Source organism: Flavobacterium kayseriense (genome assembly GCF_014305095.1).
Classification (GTDB): Bacteria; Bacteroidota; Bacteroidia; order Flavobacteriales; family Flavobacteriaceae; genus Flavobacterium; species Flavobacterium kayseriense.
Map to the genome: position 1 here is coordinate 200,431 of NZ_JACRUI010000005.1, position 22,962 is coordinate 223,392.

The following is a 22,962-nucleotide window of genomic DNA, read 5'->3' on the forward strand; positions in this document are numbered from 1 at the left end:
AATATTGCAATATACTTATATATTATGGGAATTACTAAATCAGAAAATTTTACGCAGGAACAGAATGACTTGGCAACTTTGGCGAAAGCCATAGGACATCCAGCTAGAATTGCAATCATCCAATATCTAATCAAGGTAAATAGTTGCATCTGCGGCGACATAGTAAATGAACTACCACTTTCGCAACCTACTGTTTCACAACACCTCAAGGAATTAAAAAACGCAGGATTGATCAAAGGAAACATAGAAGGAAATGCAATCTGCTATTGCTTGAATGAGGAAGGATTTAAGAAAATTGAAAATTTCTTCCTTGCCATTAATACGTTTTTCAAACCCATAAAAAATAATTGTTGTTAACTATAAAAACATTAAATAAATGAAACTATCTGAAATCAAAAAAGTACTTGCTACTTTAGATAATGTAGCATTCCAATTACCAAACGGGACTTTTGTTCCAGAGCATTTTCACGTAACCGAAGTAGGATTAATTACAAGAAATTTTATCGATTGTGGTGGCAAAGTACGTAAAGAGTCCGTCGTTAACTTTCAATTATGGAATGCTAATGACTTAGATCACCGCCTAAAGCCAAAAAAACTAATGAATATCATATCCCTATCGGAACGAACTCTTGGTATTCTTGATAATCAGATAGAGGTCGAATACCAATCAGAGACAATTGGAAAGTATGATCTTGACTTTAACGGGAACAACTTTGTATTAGTCAATAAACAAACTGCTTGTTTAGCTGAAGATCAATGTGGTATTCCTCAGAAAGAAAGTAAAACAGAAGCAAATTCTAATCAACAAAATACGTGTACTCCTGGCGGAGGTTGTTGCTAACTAAATTTAAATTTTAATGAACAGTGCACCTACTCTATTTCATGCTTTAGAACAGCAAATAAAAAAGAATTCATTTGACACAATTTCGAGCGATAGAAAATTAGAGCTTGACTCTCTTATTAATTATATACAAGAGAAGACAAATGCTAAACAAAAAATTCGACTGAATTTTATTTGTACTCATAATTCACGCAGAAGTCATTTAGCGCAAATTTGGGCACAAACTGCTGCTGCTTATTACAATATTAGTAATGTGACATGCTATTCAGGAGGTACTGAAGCTACTGCTTTGTTCACAGCTGTTGCTACCACTTTACGTAACACTGGTTTTGAAGTTACCTCGTTATCCCAAGGAAATAATCCAGTTTATAGCATTAAATACAGCGAAAACGAGCATCCTGTTATCGGTTTTTCAAAAAAATACGATGATCGTTTTAATCCAAATACTGAATTTGCTGCAATATTAACATGCTCAAGCGCAGATCAAGGGTGTCCCTTTATTGCTGGTGCTGAAAAGCGCATACCACTCCCTTTTGAAGATCCTAAACAATACGACAATACGCCGTTACAAACGGAAAAATACATGGAAAAAAGTATTGAAATAGCTGCAACTCTACTGTATGTGTTTTCTCAAATAAAATAAAATAAAATAAATATATGTCAGCCAATAAATGTACTCCTGCAATCTCTAGAAAAAAGTTAAGTTTTTTAGACCGGTACCTAACCTTATGGATCTTCCTAGCTATGCTTCTAGGAGTAGCGATTGCTAACTTTATACCTTCAAGCGGAAACTTTATCAATTCGTTTTCTAACGGTACCACTAATATTCCACTCGCCATTGGATTAATTTTAATGATGTATCCACCCTTGGCGAAAGTAAAATATGAGAAAATGGGTCGAGTTTTTAAAGATATTAAAGTCTTATCTGCCTCCCTCCTACTAAATTGGATTATAGGACCTTTTGTAATGTTTTTTCTTGCCTTATATTTTTTAAATGATTACCCTGAGTATATGATTGGGGTTATTTTGATTGGTTTAGCACGTTGCATTGCTATGGTAGTAGTATGGAATGACCTTGCAGATGGAAATAGAGAATACGCGGCAGGTTTAATTGCCCTAAATAGTATTTTTCAAGTTTTGCTCTACAGTGTGTATGCCTATTTTTTTATTACTATTTTACCTCCTTACTTCGGCTTTACCGGTTTTGAAGTAAACATAAGTATAAGGGAAATCGCAGCAAGTGTAGGTATTTATCTAGGTATTCCGTTTGCTTTAGGGATTATTAGTCGCTACGCATTAATTTATTTTAAGGGAGAACCATGGTTCACGACTCAATTCATTCCAAAGGTTTCTCCAATTACATTAATGGCACTATTATTCACCATTATACTCATGTTTAGTCTTAAAGGCGAATTAATCGTTCAAATTCCTTTTGATGTGCTTCGTATAGCTGCACCTCTTGTCATATATTTTTTATTCATGTTTATATTAAGTTTTTTCGTTGGTAAATATTTTGGTGCCGATTATTCAAAGAGCACTGCAATTGCATTTACTGCAACAGGTAATAATTTCGAACTGGCGATCGCTGTAGCGATTGGTGTATTTGGTATCAATAGCGGTCAAGCTTTTGCTGGCGTTATAGGACCATTAGTAGAGGTTCCCGCTCTTATTGCACTTGTAAACGTTGCTTTTTGGTTTAGAAAAAAATATTTTTCACAAAACTATATTAGCAATTAGTGGATTTACGGTGAAAAATGAAATATTTTGTTTAATTAAATGTTAAAATACTTAAACAAGCAATAAATTTACATATCTTTGAATATCTTAATTTAATTAACCATAAAATATTGAACATGACAGTAGTAAAAACAATTAGTACCTTTTTGTTGTTAGGAGTAATCGCAACCTCTTGTGGAGACAAAAAGAAATCTGAGTCAACAGAAATGACAGACACAACAGCAGTAGCAATGGACACTACAGTTGTAGTTGAAACACCAAACATTGTAGGTGTTGCAGCTGGGAACGAAGACTTCTCTACACTTGTAACAGCTGTAAAAGCTGCAAATTTAGTAGAAACATTAAGCAGCGAAGGCCCATTTACAGTATTTGCTCCGAATAACGCGGCATTTGCAAAATTACCAGTTGGTACTGTAGACACACTACTAAAGCCAGAAAATATAGAAAAATTAAAATCAGTTCTTACGTACCACGTAGTAGCTGGTAAATTTGATGCAGCAACAGTAACTGATGCTATTACTAAAAACAATGGTAAATACACTGTAACTACGGTTCAAGGTGGTACAATCGTTTTAAGTATCAAAGATGGAAAAGTTATGCTGACTGATGCTAACGGTGGAACGGCGACTGTAATACTTGCTGACGTTGCAGCATCAAATGGTGTGATTCATGTTATTGATACAGTTGTAATGCCTAAATAATAAGATTGAAGGAAACAGCAAACGTTTCTTTAAAACCGTTACAGCAATGTAACGGTTTTTTTTGTCAACTATTTTCACGTGTAGACTAGCATTTGCTGTAATCACTGATCCATTGACTCAAAATTTTCATACTTAATTAGAATATAGTACTCTTGTACATAATTTTAACTCTTTTTAACCAACGATGAATATAAAAGACATTACAGGCCAATACACTATTTCAGGAAACAATCAGGATGGCGAGCAAAATAACTACAGTGGTTTACTTACTCTATCACTTGATAATAACAATAGAATTAAAGCGAGATGGGTTATCGGAAAAGATCAAATTCAAGAGGGTAACGGCTTTTTTAGAGACAACATTTTAGTTATAAATTTTAGATATGTAGGCGAAAACAATGCGGTTTTTAAAGGCGTAGCAATTTACCGTTGCATAACTGCTGATATTTTAGATGGTTTTTGGTCTGAAAAGCACGGAAACCCACTCTACCTCGGTACCGAAAGTTGCCTAAGAATTGCGACTCTCAACAACTAAGAAAGTTACTTTTTTTTTAGATTTTATGTTATAGCGCAAATATCTAAACACATTTTACACGTTAAATTATTCCATCACAAATCTCAATATTTTAGTAAGTTAAAAATCATTGACCTATTTCTACTACTAGGTTTTGTATTGCTATGCTATTTTTTAGGTTCATCCAAAATTGTTTTACTACTTTTACAGCTATAAAACCCACAATTATGTCAACCGCAAAAAAAGACTACAAGAGAATCACTACAAAGTCATTGATAGAGATGAAAGCTAACGGAGAGAAAATATCAATGTTAACTGCCTATGATTATACAATGGCTAAAATTGTTGACACGGCTGGTATTGACGTAATACTTGTGGGAGATTCAGCTAGTAATGTGATGGCTGGGCACGAGACAACTTTACCTATAACATTAGACCAAATGATATACCATGCTTCTTCCGTAGTGAGAGCTATAGAAAGAGCATTAGTAGTAGTCGATTTACCGTTTGGTAGTTACCAATCTGATCCTAAAGAGGCTTTACGTTCCTCTATTAGAATTATGAAAGAAAGTGGTGGCCATGCAGTTAAATTGGAAGGTGGAAAAGAAATAAAAGAATCGATTAAGAAAATTTTAAATGCAGGTATACCAGTAATGGGGCACTTAGGTTTAACACCGCAATCAATCTATAAATTTGGGACTTACACTGTACGTGCCAAAGAGGAAGAAGAGGCAGACAAACTAATCGAAGATGCAAAATTATTAGAAAGAATAGGTTGTTTTGCCCTAGTTCTAGAAAAAATACCAGCTCATTTAGCTGAGAAAGTTGCAAAAAGCATTTCTATTCCTGTAATTGGTATTGGTGCAGGTGGCGGTGTAGATGGTCAAGTACTTGTAATTCATGACATGCTAGGAATGAACAATGAATTTAGTCCTCGTTTTTTAAGAAGGTACATGAATTTATATGAAGGAATGACAACTGCAATAGGACAATATGTTGCTGACGTAAAATCAAGCGACTTCCCAAATGATAAAGAGCAATATTAAAAATGTATTTTTGAAAGAAGTGGTAGAATATCATTATCAAGACCTATTTTTCCTTAAAAAATTAGAAAAGCTAATAACTCATTCAACTATTTACATAGCGAGTACTATTTTTCACATTTAACATGTAGCAGGTCTTGAAAACGGATTAGCTAAATTTTTCAAAACTAGCAATACATCACTTTTAACAATAATAAGTGAATCTTTTTCGTCTCAAAAAAAAGGTTCAAAATACTTTATGAAAGAAATATCTAATAAATCAAACCTCCAAGTACTTCATGAAGATAACCACATAATCGTGGTTAATAAGCGTGTAGGGGATATTGTTCAAGGTGATAAAACGGGTGACAAACCACTTAGCGATATTGTAAAAGAATATATTAAAGAAAAATACAACAAGCCAGGAGAGGTTTATTTGGGTGTAGTACATCGATTAGATAGACCAACAACAGGAATTGTGGTATTTGCTAGAACAAGTAAAGCATTAACAAGGCTAAACGAGTTGTTTAAAAATAGAGAAACTCAAAAAACATATTGGGCAATAGTTAAAAATAAGCCCGAGCAAAGGCAAGCAAAGTTAATTCATTTCATTAAAAGAAATGAGAAAAACAATACTTCTAAAGCACATACTAAAGAAGTACCTGATAGCAAATTAGCAAGTTTAGATTACACAATCTTTAAAGAGTTAAATAATTATTATGCTCTAGAGATTAATTTACATACTGGTAGACATCATCAAATTAGGGCACAACTGGCTGCTATTAATTGCCCTATAAAAGGAGACCTAAAATACGGTTTCGATCGCTCTAACCCAGATGGAGGTATTCATTTACATGCTCGAAAATTAGTTTTTATACATCCAGTAACTAAAGAGGATCTTTTTGTAGTGGCGCCGGTTCCGGCTGAAGTGGTTTGGCAAGCGCTGTAATTTTACTAAATAAAAATAAATATTTAAAATTTTAAAATTAACTTGCATTGCAAATAAGCAAGCTACTTTAAAATGAATTATAAAGAAAATATAGAATATCGTAAAGATGTATTAAAAAAATTACTTAATAATCTAATCCTACATGAAGATGAAATTGTAGAAGCGTTATACAAAGATTTCAAAAAACCCGCTTTTGAATCAGTTATTACTGAAACAAATTATGTAATTACCGAATTAAAACACACCATAAAAAATATGAAGTCTTGGTCTAAACGATCAAGAGTTCTACCCTCACTAATAAATTTCCCTTCTCGCGATTACATTTACAAAGAACCGTACGGTAAAGTTTTGATAATTGCACCTTGGAACTATCCCTATCAATTGGCTTTATGCCCGCTTGTATCAGCAGTGGCAGCAGGAAATCAGGTGGTTGTTAAACCATCTGAATTAACACCTAATACCTCGGCCATCATCACTAAAATCATTCACAAAACGTTTGACATAAATCATGTAGATGTCAAAGAAGGTGGTGTTGAAGTATCTACACAATTACTAGCACAACGCTGGGATTACATCTTTTTTACTGGCAGTATTCCAGTTGGAAAAATTGTCGCAAAAGCCGCGGCAGAACATCTGACTCCAACTACTTTAGAACTAGGTGGTAAAAGCCCATGTATTATAGATGAAACTGCTAATTTAAAATTAGCAGCTAAAAGAATTGTGTGGGGTAAATTTTTGAATGCGGGACAAACCTGTGTTGCCCCAGATTATTTGTTAGTACATCAAGATGTAAAATCTAAATTTGTAGACTTTTTAAAAAGTGAAATCACATTAGCCTACAGCGAAAACCCTGAAACTTCAAAAGATTTTGCTCGCATTGTGAACAGTAAAAATTGGGAACGTGTAAAAGGATTAATAAATCCTGAAAAAGTTATTTTTGGCGGAAAGTCGTCAGCAAATTCTCTATACGTCGCTCCGACTTTGGTAGAGGAAACGGACTTAGAAAGCGCAATTATGCAGGAAGAAATTTTTGGACCAGTTTTGCCCATTTTGACTTATTCAAGTAAAGCCGATATTCAAATTATATTTTCGAAATACGAGAAACCATTGGCCTTATATGTATTTACAGAAAACAATAGCTTTGCAAATGAAATTATAAAAAAATATTCATTTGGCGGTGGTTGTGTCAATGATACGGTGATTCATCTTTCTAATAGTAGGTTACCATTTGGTGGTGTAGGCCATAGTGGCTCAGGTGCTTATCATGGAAAATTTAGTTTTGACACTTTTTCTCATAAAAAAAGTATGATAAAAAAAGCAACTTGGCTAGATTTGCCGTTACGATATGCCCCTTACAAAGACAAATTAGCATTAGTGAAGAAATTATTAAAATGGACATAACCAAAAATAGTAACCAAAATTAAAAACTAAATCATTACCTCTTTAAACATGAACGATAAGAAACTTAAAATTGAAGCTTTAAAAGAAAATGGATATCAATTAGAATTTGAAAACGTATTCAACCTCGCTTTCGATAACTATAAAAAAATTGCCTTATATGCTGGCTTGATGATTTTCGTTTTTTCAATACTAATGGGAATCCTATTTAGCGTAGGAATCATTTCTTATCTGGGCGTTGCACAATTTACTGAGATGATGAAACCCGAAAATTTACAAGCAGAAGTAATGTCAGAAAATATTAAAGCATTACTAATTGTTGCAACTGTGATTGGAGTTGCCCTATTAAGCCCATTTTATGCTGGATTAATAAAGATGGCACATTCTGCTCAAAAAGATGAAGAATTTCATGTGTCAACGGTTTTTTCTTATTACAAAGCACCTCACTTTAAGGAACTTGTTATTGCAGCTTCACTGATAGCATTATTCAGTTCAACTATTAATTCTGCAATTACTTATTTAGGAATACAATACTTAGAAATACTTGTTTCAACAATAATTAGTTTCATTACTATGTTAGTCATTCCATTGATTATCTTTAGTGATTTAAAAGCAACAGATGCTATAACATCGAGTATTGTTCTTGTATCTAAACAACCTTTACTTTTGATAGGTCTGTACATAATATCCTCCCTTGCTTCCTTAATTGGAATATTTGGATGTTGCATTGGAATATTTTTTACCATCCCATTCATGTATTCATTCTATTTTGCTACTTACAGCCAAATTGTAGGATTTGATCAAAATACAATTGAAGAACATTTTTAATTAGCCCGATAAACTTCAAATTAGCATCTTTACTGTGAGATTAATAATAGTATAATTTTTTTTTATGATTTTTTTCTTTACATTTAGCTAGGTTAGGAACGTATTAAAATCATACTTAATCAATAATCTATGGAACTATATTTCATTATTTTTCAAAATCATATAGCGACTAGCTTAGGTTTCGATAATGATTATATCCCTGCATTCATTAGTTCACAACAATTAGTGGACAGTCTAACCTTTAACAAAAATTTATTTAGAACTTTTTTACCAATTATTTACATCTTTATATTTTCATTGATCTTTAAATTTTTCAAAATTAATTACAATATAAAAAATAATTTAGTTTCAAATTTCACCAAAGAGAAATCGTCTTCGAAAGAATTTCAACTTTATTTTCTCTTCACTGGTCTGATTTTATTAACGCTAGAAATTACATTTGAAGCTTTTAAGTTAAGACCTAAGAGTCTTTTTATTCCAAATACTGTCATAGCGGTACTTTTAATTACAATTTACTTTATAAGCTTAAAATCAAAATTAGTATTCGAGAATATTCAAAAAATTTTCAAAATATTTTTTGTTACCGCTTTTCTATATGTTTGCCGGAATTTAATTGCTTCCGAGAAAGACGGGATACCTGTTATTGCTTTTTTATTATTTATATTTTTTTCCTTTAATGTACTAAAACCTAGAAAATTTTATAACTTTTACATCGCTTTTATAGCCGTGTTTTTGCTGGTTGTACATACACTGCGACTTATTCCTATAGACACCATAGCGATATTAATCAATTATAGTCTAATTGTTATTTGTATTAATTATATCAGACACTTGACTGTGGTGGCTACAAATGATAAATTTCTTTTTAATAATCAAATTATTAATAAAGGAAACTCTTTGATTATAGCTATTAATAAAAAAAATGAAATTGTTTTTTGTAGTGAAACGATTAAATCACTTCTAGGCTACACCGTAGAGGAAGCTCTTTGTGATGGATATTGGACATTAACCGAAACCTCGGCTAACAACACTATTGATGACATTGACAACGCTAATAGTGCTGCGATACAAATTACAAAAGTAAAATGTAAAAATGGAGACTATAAGTTTATCCAATGGAATGACAAAAAATTCTCTGAAGATTTGCTAATCGGAATTGGCCAAGATGTTACGGAGCATGTTAAGACACAAAAAAGGTATGAAAACCTGGTTGAAAGCGCATATGATTTGATTTATGAGTTAAATCATGACGGAAACTTTACTTTCATTAACAAAAATTCTGAAATTATTACCGGATATAGTCTCGAGGAACTGTATCAAATCAAATTTGTGCAATTAATCCAAAGTCCATATAAAGCAACAGTATTTGAATTTTATTTTAGGCCATCAAAGGAATTCGAAAATTTTCCCATTCTTGAGTTTCCAATTCTAACAAAACAAGGAGAAGAAGTTTGGCTTTCGCAAAAAGTAACGATCCTCAGAGATGAAAAACAGGAAATTACCGGATATTCTATAATAGCAAGAGACATAACGATTTTAAAAAAAATTGAAAAAGAAAAAGCAGATAGACAACTTAAAAATTTAAATTTCAGTGAGGTTCTAAAAAGTTTTACCGAAAAAAGTTATTCCAACTCTGAAAGTATCGAAGATAAATTAAAAATCATTTTACAACTCACAAGTAAAACTATAGGTGTTTGTAGGGCAAGTTATTGGGAATATGATCCAGAAAAAATAACATGTGTTTATTTATATGAATTTTCAAATGAAAAATTTAGTTTCTCTACCGGAATTCAGTTGAGTCGAAAATCATATCCTATCTATTTTTCAACAATAGAGAATAAGACGCAAGTAGTTGCCTCTAATGTATACACGAATAACATTTGCGTTGAGTTGTGTAAAGATTACATTGCCGATAATAACATTAAATCTTTATTAGATACACCCGTTTTTTTAAATGGAGTTTTAAAAGGAATCATCTGCTTTGAAACTACTCAGATTGTAAAGCATTGGGACAACGAAGATATTAATTTTGCACGTTCTGTTTCTGATATTATTGCTATTGGATTCGAATCTAAAATGAGACTTGATATTCAAGAAAAACTTACTTATAAAAGTGAGCTACTTGCTGCTATGACGCTGTGTACTGAGAAATTTTTGAATAATAAAGACATTGGTAATATGTTTAGTGACGTTCTTATTATTATGGGAAATGCAACAAAGTCACATCGCGCATACTACTACGAAAACAATCCAAAAGAAAAAACAATTAGTCAAAAATACAGATGGATTAAGGATGAATTAACTCTTGCTAAAAACAATCCTCTCCTACAGCATCTACCTTATCCTTTTTTCGAGGAATTACTACACCCCTTATTAGATAATAAAATCTATAGTGCCTGCGTATCTAGAATAGTTAATAAATCACTCCGAGATAAACTTATTAATGTCGAGGTAAAATCATTAATCTTGTTTCCCATTTTTGTAAAGGACAGATTTCATGGGTTTTTAGGTTTCGATGATACTAATGAAGAACGAGTTTGGAATGAAGATGAAGTAAATATTTTGCAAACCTTAGCACGAAACATTTCAGCATCAATTGAACAAATCGACTCTGAGACCATTATATATGAAAGTGAAGAGAAATTCAGACTACTAGCAAGTAATATACCTGGTACAGTTTATCTAGCAGAAAATGATCAGACTTATACAAAAATATACCTCAACGATGAAATTGAAAAATTAACAGGTTATGATAAAAATTTATTTTTATCAAATAAACTACTTTTTACTGATCTAATTCATCCCGATGATGCAGCGCAAACTATGTCAGAGATCAAAGCAAATTTATTACTTAATCAAGGTTTTCATCTGACTTTTAGAATAATCCGAAAAGACCAAAAAATTGTTTGGGTCGAAGAATTTGCTGATGTTATTATTAAAAATAAAAAAATAGCTTATATCGAAGGTATTATGTTTGATATTACACAACGTAAGGAAGCAGATGAAGCTATTAAAGGACGTGACTATGCAGAAGCAGCGAACAGAGCGAAATCAGAGTTCTTAGCAAATATGAGCCACGAAATCAGGACGCCTCTTAACGGGATAATCGGTTTTACGGATCTCTTGATGAAAACTAAGCTTGAGGCAATACAACAAAAGCATATGAATACAGTTAATCAATCTGCTCATACATTGCTAGAAATTATAAATGACATCTTAGATTTTTCTAAAATTGAAGCCGGTAAATTAGATCTTTTTATAGAAAAACATCATGTTCGCGAATTATTAAAAGAAATAACAGATCTTATCCTATATGAAGCAAATCAAAAAAATCTTAAGTTAGAACTCAATATACAACAAAATATTCCTTTCTATTTTTGGACTGATACAGTTAGGTTAAAGCAAATATTAATTAATTTACTGGCAAATGCAGTGAAATTTACTGAGAAAGGCTCTATACAATTAAACGTAACGCTCGTCAAACAAATTAGTCTAAACAAGACAAGAATTCGTTTCTCAGTAATTGATTCTGGAATTGGAATACAAGAGAAAAATAAAACCAAAATTTTCAAGGCTTTCTCTCAGGAAGACAGTTCAACAACAAAGAAATTTGGAGGGACAGGATTAGGACTAACCATTTCAAATAAGTTACTAGGACTTATGAAAAGCCGTTTACAGTTAGAAAGTCAAGTTGGTATAGGAAGTGAATTTTATTTTGACCTTGATTTAAAAACAACTAACGAAATGGACTTTAATCTTAGTCTTTTTGAAAAAAACAATACTTCAGATAATCTGCTTCTTTTCCAAACTAACGAACAGTTGCATAACTTAAAAGTGATGCTTGTTGAAGATAATAAAATCAATATGTTATTGCTCAAAACAATAATTAATAATCTGCTAGTAAACCCTACTATTTATGAAATACCAGATGGCTTAGCAGCAGTGAACGAATTTGAAACAATCAATCCAGATATTATTTTTATGGATATTCAAATGCCTAAAATGAATGGATATCAAGCTACTGCTGAAATTCGAAAAACGATACTTGGTAAAATGACACCAATTATTGCCATTACTGCTGGGACTGAAAAAGAAGAAAAAAACAAATGCCTGGAAATAGGAATGAACGACTACATTTCAAAGCCTATAATAAAAGGAGCAATTGAAGAAACATTTTTAAAATGGATGCTTTAATTTCAAAGCATCTAATAACTATAAAAACTACACACTATGAAATGGAAAGGTAGAAGACAAAGCGATAATGTTGAAGACAGACGAGGGATGTCATCAGGTGGTAAAACTATCGTGGGTGGTGGACTTATTGGAATCGTAATTTTACTTCTAAATGTTTTTGGTGGCGAAAACGGACAAATGGTAGGTAATATCCTAGAACAAACACAGGGGAAGCAAAGCGCTCCAACAGAACAGCGAGATTTAACTGCTAAAGAACTTGAGGAACAAGCTTTTGTCAAAACATTAATAGCAGATAATGAAGATGTTTGGATCAAAATTTTTCAAGAAAACAGTATGACTTATAAAGAACCTAATATGGTCCTTTTCAGTGGTGCAGTTAGCACTGAGTGTGGTAATGCAACCTCTGATTCTGGACCTTTTTACTGTCCTGCAGATCAAAAAGTATATATGGATTACACCTTTTTTGAAGAGCTAAAAACTCGTTTTGGTGCCCAAGGTGGTGAATTTGCTACCGCTTACGTAATTGCACACGAGATTGGACATCACGTTCAAACCTTGTTGGGTACCTCATCAAAAATGCGCCAAATGCAACAAGGAAAATCAAAAGCCGAAGCCAATAAGTTATCAGTAGCATTAGAACTACAAGCCGATTTTTATGCTGGAGTTTGGACACATTACAACCAAAATATGAAAAATTTTCTTGAAGATGGTGATATTGAAGAAGCACTAAGTGCGGCTCATGCTGTAGGTGACGACGCTATTCAATCTAAAATGCAAGGACATATTGTTCCGGAATCATTTACGCATGGCACATCAGAACAACGTAAATATTGGTTTATGAAAGGATATAAAACGGGAGATATAAATCAAGGAAATACTTTTGCCGAAATAAAATAAAAAATAAAAGAATTTAAAAATGGGACAGTGTCCCATTTTTTTTTGATCTAAGCAAATCATATCTGTACGATAAATTACCTCCTAGTTTTAATGAATAGTTAGTTAATCATTCTTCATTCAGAAAGTTAAACCAACTTAATTCACTCTTAGATAACATTTTAAAAAACAAAGGAATAATCAAAACAACATCAAAAAAATTAGCAGTACCTTTGCAGCTACTTAAAGAAGCATATTAAAAAATACTAGTTGCTTCATAAACACCATTTATGTCATTCAATTCATTAGGTTTATCTGATGCGCTACTAAAAGCCATCAGCAAAAAAGGATACACGAATCCTTCTCCAATACAACAAAAAGCAATACCACCCATTTTAGAAGGTAAAGATGTATTAGCATCAGCACAAACAGGAACAGGAAAAACAGCTGGTTTTACACTACCTATTTTGCAAATATTATCGCAAGGAAAGCACTTAAGCAATAGACCGGTTCGTGCTTTAATTTTGACTCCCACAAGAGAGTTAGCAGCACAAATTCTTGCAAATATTAAAGAGTACAGCGAATTCTTGGATTTACGAACCACTGTATTGTTTGGTGGTGTAAACCAGAAACCCCAAGTAGCACAATTGCGTCAAGGAATTGATATACTAGTAGCGACTCCTGGTCGTTTGCTGGATCTGCACAATCAAGGATTATTATCTCTTGCAAAAGTAGAAATATTAGTCCTAGATGAAGCCGATCGTATGTTAGACATGGGATTTGTTAGAGATATCGAGAAAATAATAAAATTAGTTCCTGCAAAAAGACAGAACTTAATGTTCTCGGCTACCTTTTCCAAAGACATCAAAAAACTGGCTACGGGAATTTTAAACAACCCAGTACATGTAGAGGCTACTCCTGAGAACACGACCGTAGACGCCATTACTCAAAAAGTATATCCAACAGCCAAAGAGAAAAAAACAGAATTAATCATAAAATTAATTACCGACGGAAACTGGAAACAAATTTTGGTATTTACGCGCACCAAGCAAGGCGCAAATAAATTGACCGAGGCCATGATAAGTGCCGGAATCAAAGCCGCAGCCATTCACGGTAACAAAGGACAAGGAGCACGAACGAAAGCTTTAGCTGGTTTTAAAGACGGTTCGCTCACAGCACTTGTTGCTACTGATATTGCTGCACGTGGCTTGGATATTCCCTTATTGCCGCACGTTATAAATTTTGAATTACCAAATATTCCTGAGGATTACGTACACCGCATTGGTCGTACAGGTAGAGCGGGTGCAAATGGTGAGGCTATTTCATTATTCAGCCCTGACGAAACTGTGTTTTTACGTGATATCGAAAAGTTGATTGGTATGAAGCTACCTACTGAAAATATCGCTGGTTTCGAGCCTGACCCTAACGCATCCACGGCGCCTATCAAGCAAGGACAAGGTAGACAACAGCGCAATTCAGCTCCAAGGAAGCCAAAAGCAGAAACTTCATCTAGAAGTTCTAATAATAGTTTTGGCCCAAGACGCCCAAGTGCTAACAACGACAGAAGATCAAAATAATTTTTTTCAAGGAGCAGAAAGATCACTTTTCAGTAGTAATTCTCTCCTGCTATACATTACAATCCTCGTACGGGCTAAACACTAGCCCATACGAGGATTTTCATTGCTATCGGGGCTATAAGTCACGATCGAAGTTCCATACAGGAATAAGGTAAATAGAATTAAGCTCATGTTTATTAAATGATCAAGATTCAAATTAAAGATTTAAAAAATACTTTTGCATTCATTAAAATCGGTGCTAATCTGTTAAATCCGTCGCAATCCGTGGGCCAAAACTAAAGTTAATTCTAACCACTTTTTCATAGTAGTAAAGTCACCGCAAAAAAGAAATTCCTCATTCTTCGGAATGACAAAATAGTACGTATTTGTATTTGACTTATATCTACACCAAATATGACTATTGAATTCATCACAATCAGTGATAATATGTTTAATCCGTCACTATCCGCAGGTCAAAACTAAAATTTATCCGTACCACTTTTATAAACAATTCAAATGGTTGTATTGGAAATAAAACCTGATTAATAGCCCCGATTGCAGTGGTATCCTCTTGTATGGCGACAGCAAATACAAGAGATATAACGAAAAGCGGGAAGTTAAGTTCTTATAGCAACCAATTTTGGTGCTCCTAGAAACAAAAAATTACTAAAGCAAAATATTTACCTCGAGGAAATAAAGAGATTCCTCATTCTTCGGAATGACAAAATAGTACGTTTTTGTAGTTCACTTAAACGTAATAAGACTATCCATTATAACCCTAAAAAACACAAATGCATTCATCACAATAAGTGATAATCTGTTTAATCCGACACTATCCGTGGGCCAAAACTAAAATTTAGCCAAACAAATTTTATATACTAGTGAAGTCAACGTAAAAAAAAGATTCCTCATTCTTCGGAATGACAAAATAGTACGTATTTGTAGTTGACTATTACCTACACCAAATATGACTTTTAAATTCATCACAATCAGTGATAATCTGTTTAATCCGTCACTATCCGAGGGCCAAAACTAAAGTTTATACTTACTACTTTTTCATACTAGTTAAGTCAACGTAATAATCATCATTCTTAGCAATGACAAAATAGTTTGCGTTTGTATTTAAATCAAGCTTAACCCAACCAGCCGTCACGATCTAAGCTTCGGTATTGGATAGCCTCGGCGATATGCGATGAAACCACTATAGGTGCTGCATCAAGGTCGGCAATCGTTCTGGCTACTTTTAAAATACGATCGTAAGCACGGGCTGATAAATTAAGTCGTTCCATAGCTGTTTTTAGTAATTGTTTAGACGTATCATCAAGAGCGCAGTATTCCCTAATTTGTTTCGTATTCATTTGCGCATTGTAATGAATATTGTTCATCTCCTCGAAACGTGCCGACTGAATTTCACGAGCCGCAGTAACTCTTTTTCGAATATCGACGCTACTTTCGGCTTTTCGGTCATCAGATAACTTCTCGAAAGGTACTGGCGTCACTTCAATGTGAATATCAATTCGATCTAATAATGGGCCTGAAATCTTACTTAAATAACGCTGCATTTCATGTGGTGAGGATGTTTGTGGTGCGTCAGGATCATTAAAAAAACCACTTGGACTAGGGTTCATACTTGCCACCAGCATAAATGATGATGGATAGGTTACAGTGAACTTAGCTCTTGAAATTGTTACTTCACGATCCTCTAGCGGTTGACGCATTACTTCCAAGACGTCCCGCTTAAATTCAGGCAATTCATCCAAAAACAAAACACCATTGTGCGCCATCGAAATTTCGCCAGGCTGCGGGTAACTACCTCCTCCCACTAATGCCACATTCGATATCGTATGATGCGGACTCCTAAACGGTCTTTGATTCATCAAACCTACTTCTTTTAACTTACCCGCCACACTATGGATTTTTGTCGTTTCTAATGCTTCGCGCAAAGTCATTGGTGGCAAAATACTTGGTAATCGCTTGGCTAACATTGTTTTTCCAGCTCCAGGAGGACCAATTAAAATAATATTGTGACCTCCGGCAGCCGCTATTTCCATGCATCGCTTAATAGACTCCTGCCCTTTTACATCGCTAAAATCAAATTCTGGAAAGTCTAAATCTTTATAAAACTCAGCTCTCGTATCGATAGTTGTTGGTTCCAGATTTCCTTTTCCTTCTAAAAAATCAATGACTTCTTGAACATTTTCAACGCCATACACATCAAGTCCAGCAACAATTGCTGCTTCTTTTACATTTTGCTTTGGCAGAAAAAACCCTTTAAAACCCTCTTCCTTAGCTTTTATGGCAATAGGCAAAGCACCACGAATGGGCTGTAAGCTTCCGTCAAGAGAAAGCTCTCCCATTATCACGTACTTTTCTAGGTCTACTGCAGTGATTTGCTGTGAAGCAACTAAAATACCAATTGTTAAAGTAAGATCATAAGCTGATCCTTCCTTTCGCAAATCAGCTGGAGCCATGTTAATCGTGATCTTTTTACCTGGCATACCGTAGCCATTGTTTTTTAGTGCAGCAGCGATGCGATAACTACTTTCTTTAATGGCATTATCAGGCAATCCAACTAAATGGTAACCAATACCTTTATCAATATTTACTTCTACGGTAATCGTTGTAGCTTCTACTCCAAAAACGGCACTTCCAAAAACTTTAACAAGCATGTGAGATAATTTTTATTAAAAATAAGGAAATTTAATACACCAAAACACAACAGATAAAAAATATTTCAAAAAATGATAAATAGGGAATCCAAAACCGTTAAATAGTGTTTTTTCAGTTTAAATAGTATGTAGCTCCAAGTGAAGTAAAACCAGCTTAATGGTCTTTTTACTACTTTTTCGATAATTTATACCTATATTTGCACTCAATTATAGGTTTTTTAATTGGAAAACGATTTTTTTTTAATCATTCCAAATTTGCCTATCAGTGATTTCAAATTCTTGAAATCCTACTAAAAAAATATCGTATTTGTAGTTCGCTGCATCTTTGCCTTTTGGAAAAATTCCACTTACAGGCTACTATTAACCAATACTAAAATAAAATGCACTGGATAGATTATCTAATCTTTGTTGTTTATATGTTTGCTATGCTTGGTGTAGGAATCTACTTTTTTAATAAAAATAAAACGGCTGAGGACTTTTATGTAAGCGGACGCAATATGAGCAGTTGGCACATCGGCCTATCAGTAGTCGCTACTGATGTTGGTGGTGGTTTTTCTATTGGTCTTGGAGGCCTTGGCTTTACCATGGGATTATCAGGCTCTTGGATGCTATTCACCGGACTTTTAGGAGCTTGGTTGAGTGCTGTTTTTCTTATTCCAAAAGTGAGTCATCTGGGACACAAGTATAAATTTTTTACTTTTCCGCAAATTTTTGGGCACTTTTACAATTCCCGTGTGGCTTTATTGGCCGGAATTATTTCTGCCATTGGATATGTAGGCTTTACAAGCTCGCAAGTTTTGGCTGGAGCCAAATTAGCGTCAGCTACAATCGAAGGTTTAAATTTACAGACGGCTTTGATTGTAATGGGAATTATCGCTGTGGTCTATACCGCAATAGGTGGCCTTAAAGCCGTTATTTACACAGACACAATTCAATGGTTGATATTAATTAGCGGCCTTGTATTTATTGGAATACCAATTGCCTATCATGCTGTAGGGGGTTATGACGCTATTAAAGCAACATTAGACCCAAAATATCTATCGTTAACTAATGTACATTGGTATCAAATACTAAATTGGTCTGTAACGATCATTCCTATTTGGTTTGTGGGAATGACATTGTACCAACGAATTTATGCTAGTAAAGGAGAAAAAGAGGCGAAGAAAGCTTGGCTCATTGCGGGTGCATTTGAGTGGCCGATCATGGCATTTATGGGAGTAATTCTAGGAATGCTTGCTAAAGTTGCTGCTAGCCAAGGAATGTTTGCCGGTATTACTGATGCGAGTACAATGGACAGTGAAATGGGCTTACCGGTCCTACTTGCAACTATACTACCTGTTGGGCTTTTGGGATTAATGCTATCCTCTTATTTTTCGGCTATCCTCTCAACGGCAGACAGCTGCTTGATGGCTGCATCTGGTAATATTGTGACGGATATTATAGCTAAATTTTCTAAAAAAGAACTAACGCATAAGAAAGAGTTACGGTTGTCGCAAATTGTAACGCTAGCAGTTGGTTTGTTTGCGATTTTACTAGCTTCTCAAATGCAAAATGTTTTAGAATTGATGCTGTACTCCTACGCCTTTATGGTATCGGGTTTATTTGTTCCGGTGATTGGTGCTCTTTTCTGGAAAAAAAGTCATCCCATCGCTGCTTTCTGGAGTATGCTCTTGGGCGGAAGTACCACAATTATTTTAATTCTTACTAAAAATAAATTACCTTTAGGAATAAAATTACCCGAGCACATAGATGCTAACATTTATGGTTTGACGGTCTCTTTAATTTTATTTCTAACACTATCATATTATCATTTTAACAAAAACGAAAAACAAAATGGAATTCAGAATAATTAATCAAACAACAGGTGCAAATCCTATATATACAAGTGGAGTTATTGCACAATTTTTATTTACTCATCTCGAAGAATATGGAGATAAAATAGCTGATATCTTAAAATGTATCGATTATGTGATGCACCCGGACAAAGGTGGAAATATAGTTATAGGATTAGATGAAAATGAAATCGTTGGGATAGTAATCTTAAACAATACAGGGATGAAAGATTTTATTCCCGAGAACATTTTAGTGTACATCGCAGTAGATAACAGCCATCGTGGTAAAGGGTATGGCAAGCAATTAATGCAAAAAGCCATTTCGATTGCCGAAGGAAATATAGCCTTGCATGTAGAACCAGATAATCCTGCCAAAAAGCTATACGAAAAACTAGGGTTTACTAACAAATACCTAGAGATGCGTCTTATCAAATAATCCAAAATGGAAAATTTAAACCAAAGCTTAGCCTCACTCACGCTATTGCGAAAGGAATTACATAAATATCCAGAAGTTTCAGGAAAAGAAATCAATACAGCCAAAAGGATTATTTCATTTCTTGAAAATTATTCTCCTGATGAACTGATCACGAACATCGGGACAACAGGAGTTTTAGCTATTTACCATGGGAAAGAAGCAGGTAAGACCATTTTATTTCGAGCAGAGCTTGATGCTTTGCCGATAGATGAAATAAACACATTTGACCATCGTTCTGTCAATAAAGGAGTCTCTCACAAGTGCGGACACGACGGACATATGGCTATTTTATGCGGTTTGGCTATGGAACTGCACACCAACAGACCCGAAACAGGAGTCGTAATCTTACTTTTTCAACCTGCGGAGGAAGACGGAACTGGTGCTGAAAAAATATTGAATGATCCTAAATTTATGTATCGACCAGACTTCGCCTTTGCACTGCACAATATTCCTGGTCACCAGCAAAATCAAATTGTGAGCAAAGTAAACACTTTTAGTTGTGCTGTAAATAGCTTAATTATAAAGCTTAACGGCCATACGTCGCATGCTGCAGAGCCGCATATGGGAATCAATCCCGCATTGGCTTTAGCTAAAATTACGACAAGATTTAACGAATTAATTCAACCTGATCTTGGCAAAGAAAAGTACTGCTTGATTACCCCAATTTATTCGAAGATGGGTAAAAAAGCCTACGGAGTATCTGCTGGTGCTGCGCAAATTCATTTTACGGTTCGAAGCGACAGCAATATGCAAATGAAGGTTATCGAAGAAAAATTAGAAAAAGAAGTTAAAATAATAGCGGAGGAATTCCATTTAAAACATGAAACATCATGGACTCAAAAATTTTACGCAAACGAAAATAATACTGGGGCCGTCGATTATATCAAAAAAGCATCTAAAATTAATAATTTTAACTTTTTAGAAAAACAAACTCCATTTACTTGGGGAGAAGATTTCGGCCTTTTTACACATCAATTCTTAGGTGCTATGTTTGGCGTAGGCTCAGGAACAGACTCCCCTGCCTTACACAATCCAGATTATGATTTTCCTGACGAAATTATTCCTACTGGTATAGCCATGTTTCATCAAATTAGTAAACAAATACTAAATGCACACTAACTCAATAATAGAACTAAATAAAAACGCATACCTTAACAATATCCAATTTTTAAGAAAGATTTTTGGTAAAAAAGTCATTCTATCCTCCGTGGTCAAAGGAAATGCTTATGGACATGGACTGCACGAATTTGCCACTATGGCAAATGATTGTGGGGTGAATCATTTTTCTGTTTTTGACGTCGAAGAAGCCAAATTAATTAGAGCAGCATTATCATCTAAAGTCACTATTATGATCATGGGTTTCGTACCTGACCAAGATATGGAATGGGTAATTGCTAACGTTGTAGAATTTTATGTTTTTGACAAAAGTAGGCTTTCCACAGCTGTAAAAGTAGCAAAGAAACTCAAGACTAGAGCTATAGTCCATATCGAAATAGAAACTGGAATGAACCGCACTGGATTTAATAAACAAGAACTATCCTATGTTATTACTACTTTAAAAAAAGAAAATCAGCATTTAATTTTTAAAGGACTTTGTACGCACTATGCAGGTGCCGAAAGTATTACTAATTATTACCGAGTTGAAAAGCAAATAAAAAAATTTAAGGAAATAGATGACTATATTTGTAACAATGGTATCCAACCTGAAATTAAACATACCGCTTGTTCTGCAGCATCAATGATGTACCCAGAAACGAGAATGGATTTAGTTCGCATCGGAATAATGCAGTATGGTCTATGGTCAAGTCCCGAGATTTTTGTCAATTTTTTAAATTCGACCAAAAGTAAAATTGATCCTTTGCAGCGCATCATTGCTTGGAAAAGTACAATCATGTCGACTAAAAAAGTAAATAGCGGCGAATTCATTGGTTACGGAACAAGCTTTCTAGCAGAGAGGAAAATGAAAATTGCAGTAGTTCCTATCGGATATGCTCATGGCTATAGCCGTTCGTTGAGCAATCAAGGACGTGTATTAATTCAAGGACACAGATGTACCGTAATTGGATCTGTAAATATGAACATGATGACTATTGATGTTACAGATATCGATACCGTAAAAAAAGAAGATGAAGTGGTATTAATTGGATCTCAAAATGAAATGACTGTTTCAGTGGCTTCTTTCAGCGATTTAAGCAATCAACTTAATTATGAATTACTAACTAGAATAGCAAAAACGATTCCACGCAAAATCATTCAATAATGGCTTTTATAAAATTATATAGAAAAAAGTTAGAGGAAAACTATCTGTTCCTAAACGAAATTTTTAAATCTCGAAATATAGAATGGGGTGTTGTTACTAAGCTTTTGTGCGGTAACGAACTCTACCTAAAAGAGATAATGGCGTTAGGGGTTCATGAAATGCATGATTCCCGAATTAGCAATTTAAAAAAAATTAAAAAATTAAACCCCGATATACAAACGGTGTATATCAAACCCCCTGCAAAACGAAGTATCGAAAGTATTGTACGTTATGCCGACGTCAGTTTTAATACTGAAATTTATACAATCCAGGAACTCTCTAAAGAAGCGTTGAAGCAAAACAAAATTCATAAAATCATTATTATGATTGAAATGGGTGATTTACGTGAAGGCGTCATGGGCGAAGAATTGATTGAGTTTTATGGAAAAATTTTGAGCTTACCTAATATCGAAATCAGAGGTATAGGAACCAACCTTAATTGCCTGAGCGGTATTATGCCTACACAAGATAAACTCATTCAATTGAGTCTGTATAAACAATTAATTGAAGCCAAGTTTAATATCGAAATTCCATGGGTTTCTGGTGGGACTTCCGTTGCAATTCCGCTAATTTTAAAAAATGCACGCCCTATGGCCGTTAATCATTTTAGAATCGGTGAAGCTTTATTTTTTGGTAAAGATCTTTTTACAGGCGAGACCATCAAAGGAATGCACAATGACGTTTTTAAGCTCTTTACAGAGATTATTGAAATTACAGAGAAACCAGATACACCAATAGGGGAATTAGGTGAAAGCGGCGTTGGAAACACATTCGTTATAGACGAAGAAGCTGATTTAAGCACGACCTCATTGCGGGCTATTTTAGATATTGGTCTTTTAGATATGCAACCTCAGTATTTAGAACCCGAGGATAGCGGAATAACAATCGTTGATGCAAGTTCCGATATGTTGGTAATTGATATCTCTAACGCAGAGAAAAAATACAAAATAGGCGATTTAGTCTCCTTCAAAATCAGGTATATGGGAGCCCTTTACCTCTTAAATTCAGATTATATCGAAAAAACGATAGGATAACCCATGATTATCAACAAATAGATATCTTAAAGGAAAAAAC

The 22,962-nt window shown here is 34.2% G+C and carries 19 protein-coding genes; 18 read left to right on the forward strand and 1 reads right to left on the reverse strand.

What is annotated here, in order from left to right:
* Positions 1 to 24: 24 nt before the first annotated feature.
* The 13 genes from H8R22_RS14160 (at position 25) to H8R22_RS14220 (ending at position 14,634) form a co-directional block, all read left to right on the forward strand.
* Complete coding sequence (locus tag H8R22_RS14160; RefSeq protein WP_187011046.1) at positions 25 to 357, forward strand: ArsR/SmtB family transcription factor; 333 nt, start codon at positions 25 to 27, stop codon at positions 355 to 357.
* Between the two features lie 19 nt (positions 358 to 376).
* Positions 377 to 841: a DUF6428 family protein gene (locus H8R22_RS14165; protein WP_187011047.1), complete on the forward strand. Its 465-nt coding sequence runs from the start codon at positions 377 to 379 to the stop codon at positions 839 to 841.
* A gap of 16 nt (positions 842 to 857) precedes the next feature.
* The gene (locus H8R22_RS14170) at positions 858 to 1,484 is read left to right on the forward strand and encodes an arsenate-mycothiol transferase ArsC (RefSeq protein WP_187011048.1); all 627 of its coding nucleotides are present in this window, start codon (positions 858 to 860) and stop codon (positions 1,482 to 1,484) included.
* Between the two features lie 14 nt (positions 1,485 to 1,498).
* Positions 1,499 to 2,578 (forward strand): ACR3 family arsenite efflux transporter, encoded by a 1,080-nt coding sequence (arsB, locus tag H8R22_RS14175; protein ID WP_187011049.1) that lies wholly within the window; start codon positions 1,499 to 1,501, stop codon positions 2,576 to 2,578.
* Positions 2,579 to 2,694: 116 nt separating this feature from the next.
* Positions 2,695 to 3,279 (forward strand): fasciclin domain-containing protein, encoded by a 585-nt coding sequence (locus H8R22_RS14180; RefSeq protein ID WP_187011050.1) that lies wholly within the window; start codon positions 2,695 to 2,697, stop codon positions 3,277 to 3,279.
* Positions 3,280 to 3,463: 184 nt separating this feature from the next.
* A complete protein-coding gene (locus H8R22_RS14185; protein ID WP_187011051.1) occupies positions 3,464 to 3,814 on the forward strand; it encodes a hypothetical protein in 351 nt (116 codons plus the stop codon).
* Positions 3,815 to 4,020: 206 nt separating this feature from the next.
* Complete coding sequence (gene panB / locus H8R22_RS14190; protein ID WP_187011052.1) at positions 4,021 to 4,839, forward strand: 3-methyl-2-oxobutanoate hydroxymethyltransferase; 819 nt, start codon at positions 4,021 to 4,023, stop codon at positions 4,837 to 4,839.
* A gap of 235 nt (positions 4,840 to 5,074) precedes the next feature.
* Entirely contained in the window at positions 5,075 to 5,764 is a 690-nt protein-coding gene (locus H8R22_RS14195; RefSeq protein ID WP_187011053.1) for an RluA family pseudouridine synthase, read from the forward strand.
* A 72-nt stretch (positions 5,765 to 5,836) separates the two neighbouring features.
* On the forward strand, positions 5,837 to 7,165 hold the full coding sequence (locus tag H8R22_RS14200) for an aldehyde dehydrogenase (RefSeq protein WP_187011054.1): 1,329 nt from the start codon (positions 5,837 to 5,839) through the stop codon (positions 7,163 to 7,165).
* A 48-nt stretch (positions 7,166 to 7,213) separates the two neighbouring features.
* A complete protein-coding gene (locus H8R22_RS14205; protein ID WP_187011055.1) occupies positions 7,214 to 7,990 on the forward strand; it encodes a hypothetical protein in 777 nt (258 codons plus the stop codon).
* A gap of 129 nt (positions 7,991 to 8,119) precedes the next feature.
* Entirely contained in the window at positions 8,120 to 12,184 is a 4,065-nt protein-coding gene (locus H8R22_RS14210; RefSeq protein WP_187011056.1) for a PAS domain S-box protein, read from the forward strand.
* A gap of 36 nt (positions 12,185 to 12,220) precedes the next feature.
* Positions 12,221 to 13,081 carry a KPN_02809 family neutral zinc metallopeptidase gene (ypfJ, locus tag H8R22_RS14215; protein WP_187011057.1) on the forward strand — a complete coding sequence of 287 codons (861 nt, stop codon included), beginning with the start codon at positions 12,221 to 12,223 and terminating at the stop codon, positions 13,079 to 13,081.
* A gap of 266 nt (positions 13,082 to 13,347) precedes the next feature.
* Positions 13,348 to 14,634, forward strand: a complete 1,287-nt coding sequence (locus tag H8R22_RS14220; protein WP_187011058.1) for a DEAD/DEAH box helicase — start codon at positions 13,348 to 13,350, stop codon at positions 14,632 to 14,634.
* 1,112 nt (positions 14,635 to 15,746) lie between these two features.
* Here H8R22_RS14220 and H8R22_RS14225 read toward each other — a convergent pair.
* Positions 15,747 to 17,282: a YifB family Mg chelatase-like AAA ATPase gene (locus H8R22_RS14225; RefSeq protein WP_187011059.1), complete on the reverse strand. Its 1,536-nt coding sequence runs from the start codon at positions 17,280 to 17,282 to the stop codon at positions 15,747 to 15,749.
* Between the two features lie 380 nt (positions 17,283 to 17,662).
* Here H8R22_RS14225 and H8R22_RS14230 point away from each other — a divergent pair, with 380 nt between their 5' ends.
* From H8R22_RS14230 to H8R22_RS14250, 5 genes are read left to right on the forward strand one after another with little or no spacing between them, the layout of a single operon-like run.
* The gene (locus tag H8R22_RS14230; protein ID WP_187011060.1) at positions 17,663 to 19,135 is read left to right on the forward strand and encodes a sodium:solute symporter family protein; all 1,473 of its coding nucleotides are present in this window, start codon (positions 17,663 to 17,665) and stop codon (positions 19,133 to 19,135) included.
* Positions 19,116 to 19,550 carry a GNAT family N-acetyltransferase gene (locus H8R22_RS14235; protein ID WP_187011061.1) on the forward strand — a complete coding sequence of 145 codons (435 nt, stop codon included), beginning with the start codon at positions 19,116 to 19,118 and terminating at the stop codon, positions 19,548 to 19,550. Before H8R22_RS14230 ends, H8R22_RS14235 begins: the two co-directional genes overlap by 20 nt.
* A 6-nt stretch (positions 19,551 to 19,556) precedes the next feature.
* On the forward strand, positions 19,557 to 20,708 hold the full coding sequence (locus H8R22_RS14240; protein ID WP_187011062.1) for an amidohydrolase: 1,152 nt from the start codon (positions 19,557 to 19,559) through the stop codon (positions 20,706 to 20,708).
* Positions 20,698 to 21,849: an alanine racemase gene (gene alr, locus H8R22_RS14245; protein ID WP_187011063.1), complete on the forward strand. Its 1,152-nt coding sequence runs from the start codon at positions 20,698 to 20,700 to the stop codon at positions 21,847 to 21,849. Before H8R22_RS14240 ends, alr begins: the two co-directional genes overlap by 11 nt.
* A complete protein-coding gene (locus H8R22_RS14250) occupies positions 21,849 to 22,922 on the forward strand; it encodes an alanine racemase (protein ID WP_187011064.1) in 1,074 nt (357 codons plus the stop codon). The genes alr and H8R22_RS14250 overlap by 1 nt, the downstream gene beginning before the upstream one ends.
* The last annotated feature ends 40 nt before the right edge of the window (positions 22,923 to 22,962 follow it).

Bases quoted from the DNA above. Each gene is read 5' to 3' on its own strand.
- H8R22_RS14160 (WP_187011046.1), top strand. From the start codon at position 25: ATGGGAATTACTAAATCAGAAAATTTTACGCAGGAACAGAATGACTTG.
- H8R22_RS14165 (WP_187011047.1), top strand. From the start codon at position 377: ATGAAACTATCTGAAATCAAAAAAGTACTTGCTACTTTAGATAATGTA.
- H8R22_RS14170 (WP_187011048.1), top strand. From the start codon at position 858: ATGAACAGTGCACCTACTCTATTTCATGCTTTAGAACAGCAAATAAAA.
- arsB (WP_187011049.1), top strand. From the start codon at position 1,499: ATGTCAGCCAATAAATGTACTCCTGCAATCTCTAGAAAAAAGTTAAGT.
- H8R22_RS14180 (WP_187011050.1), top strand. From the start codon at position 2,695: ATGACAGTAGTAAAAACAATTAGTACCTTTTTGTTGTTAGGAGTAATC.
- H8R22_RS14185 (WP_187011051.1), top strand. From the start codon at position 3,464: ATGAATATAAAAGACATTACAGGCCAATACACTATTTCAGGAAACAAT.
- panB (WP_187011052.1), top strand. From the start codon at position 4,021: ATGTCAACCGCAAAAAAAGACTACAAGAGAATCACTACAAAGTCATTG.
- H8R22_RS14195 (WP_187011053.1), top strand. From the start codon at position 5,075: ATGAAAGAAATATCTAATAAATCAAACCTCCAAGTACTTCATGAAGAT.
- H8R22_RS14200 (WP_187011054.1), top strand. From the start codon at position 5,837: ATGAATTATAAAGAAAATATAGAATATCGTAAAGATGTATTAAAAAAA.
- H8R22_RS14205 (WP_187011055.1), top strand. From the start codon at position 7,214: ATGAACGATAAGAAACTTAAAATTGAAGCTTTAAAAGAAAATGGATAT.
- H8R22_RS14210 (WP_187011056.1), top strand. From the start codon at position 8,120: ATGGAACTATATTTCATTATTTTTCAAAATCATATAGCGACTAGCTTA.
- ypfJ (WP_187011057.1), top strand. From the start codon at position 12,221: ATGAAATGGAAAGGTAGAAGACAAAGCGATAATGTTGAAGACAGACGA.
- H8R22_RS14220 (WP_187011058.1), top strand. From the start codon at position 13,348: ATGTCATTCAATTCATTAGGTTTATCTGATGCGCTACTAAAAGCCATC.
- H8R22_RS14225 (WP_187011059.1), bottom strand. From the start codon at position 17,282: ATGCTTGTTAAAGTTTTTGGAAGTGCCGTTTTTGGAGTAGAAGCTACA.
- H8R22_RS14230 (WP_187011060.1), top strand. From the start codon at position 17,663: ATGCACTGGATAGATTATCTAATCTTTGTTGTTTATATGTTTGCTATG.
- H8R22_RS14235 (WP_187011061.1), top strand. From the start codon at position 19,116: ATGGAATTCAGAATAATTAATCAAACAACAGGTGCAAATCCTATATAT.
- H8R22_RS14240 (WP_187011062.1), top strand. From the start codon at position 19,557: ATGGAAAATTTAAACCAAAGCTTAGCCTCACTCACGCTATTGCGAAAG.
- alr (WP_187011063.1), top strand. From the start codon at position 20,698: ATGCACACTAACTCAATAATAGAACTAAATAAAAACGCATACCTTAAC.
- H8R22_RS14250 (WP_187011064.1), top strand. From the start codon at position 21,849: ATGGCTTTTATAAAATTATATAGAAAAAAGTTAGAGGAAAACTATCTG.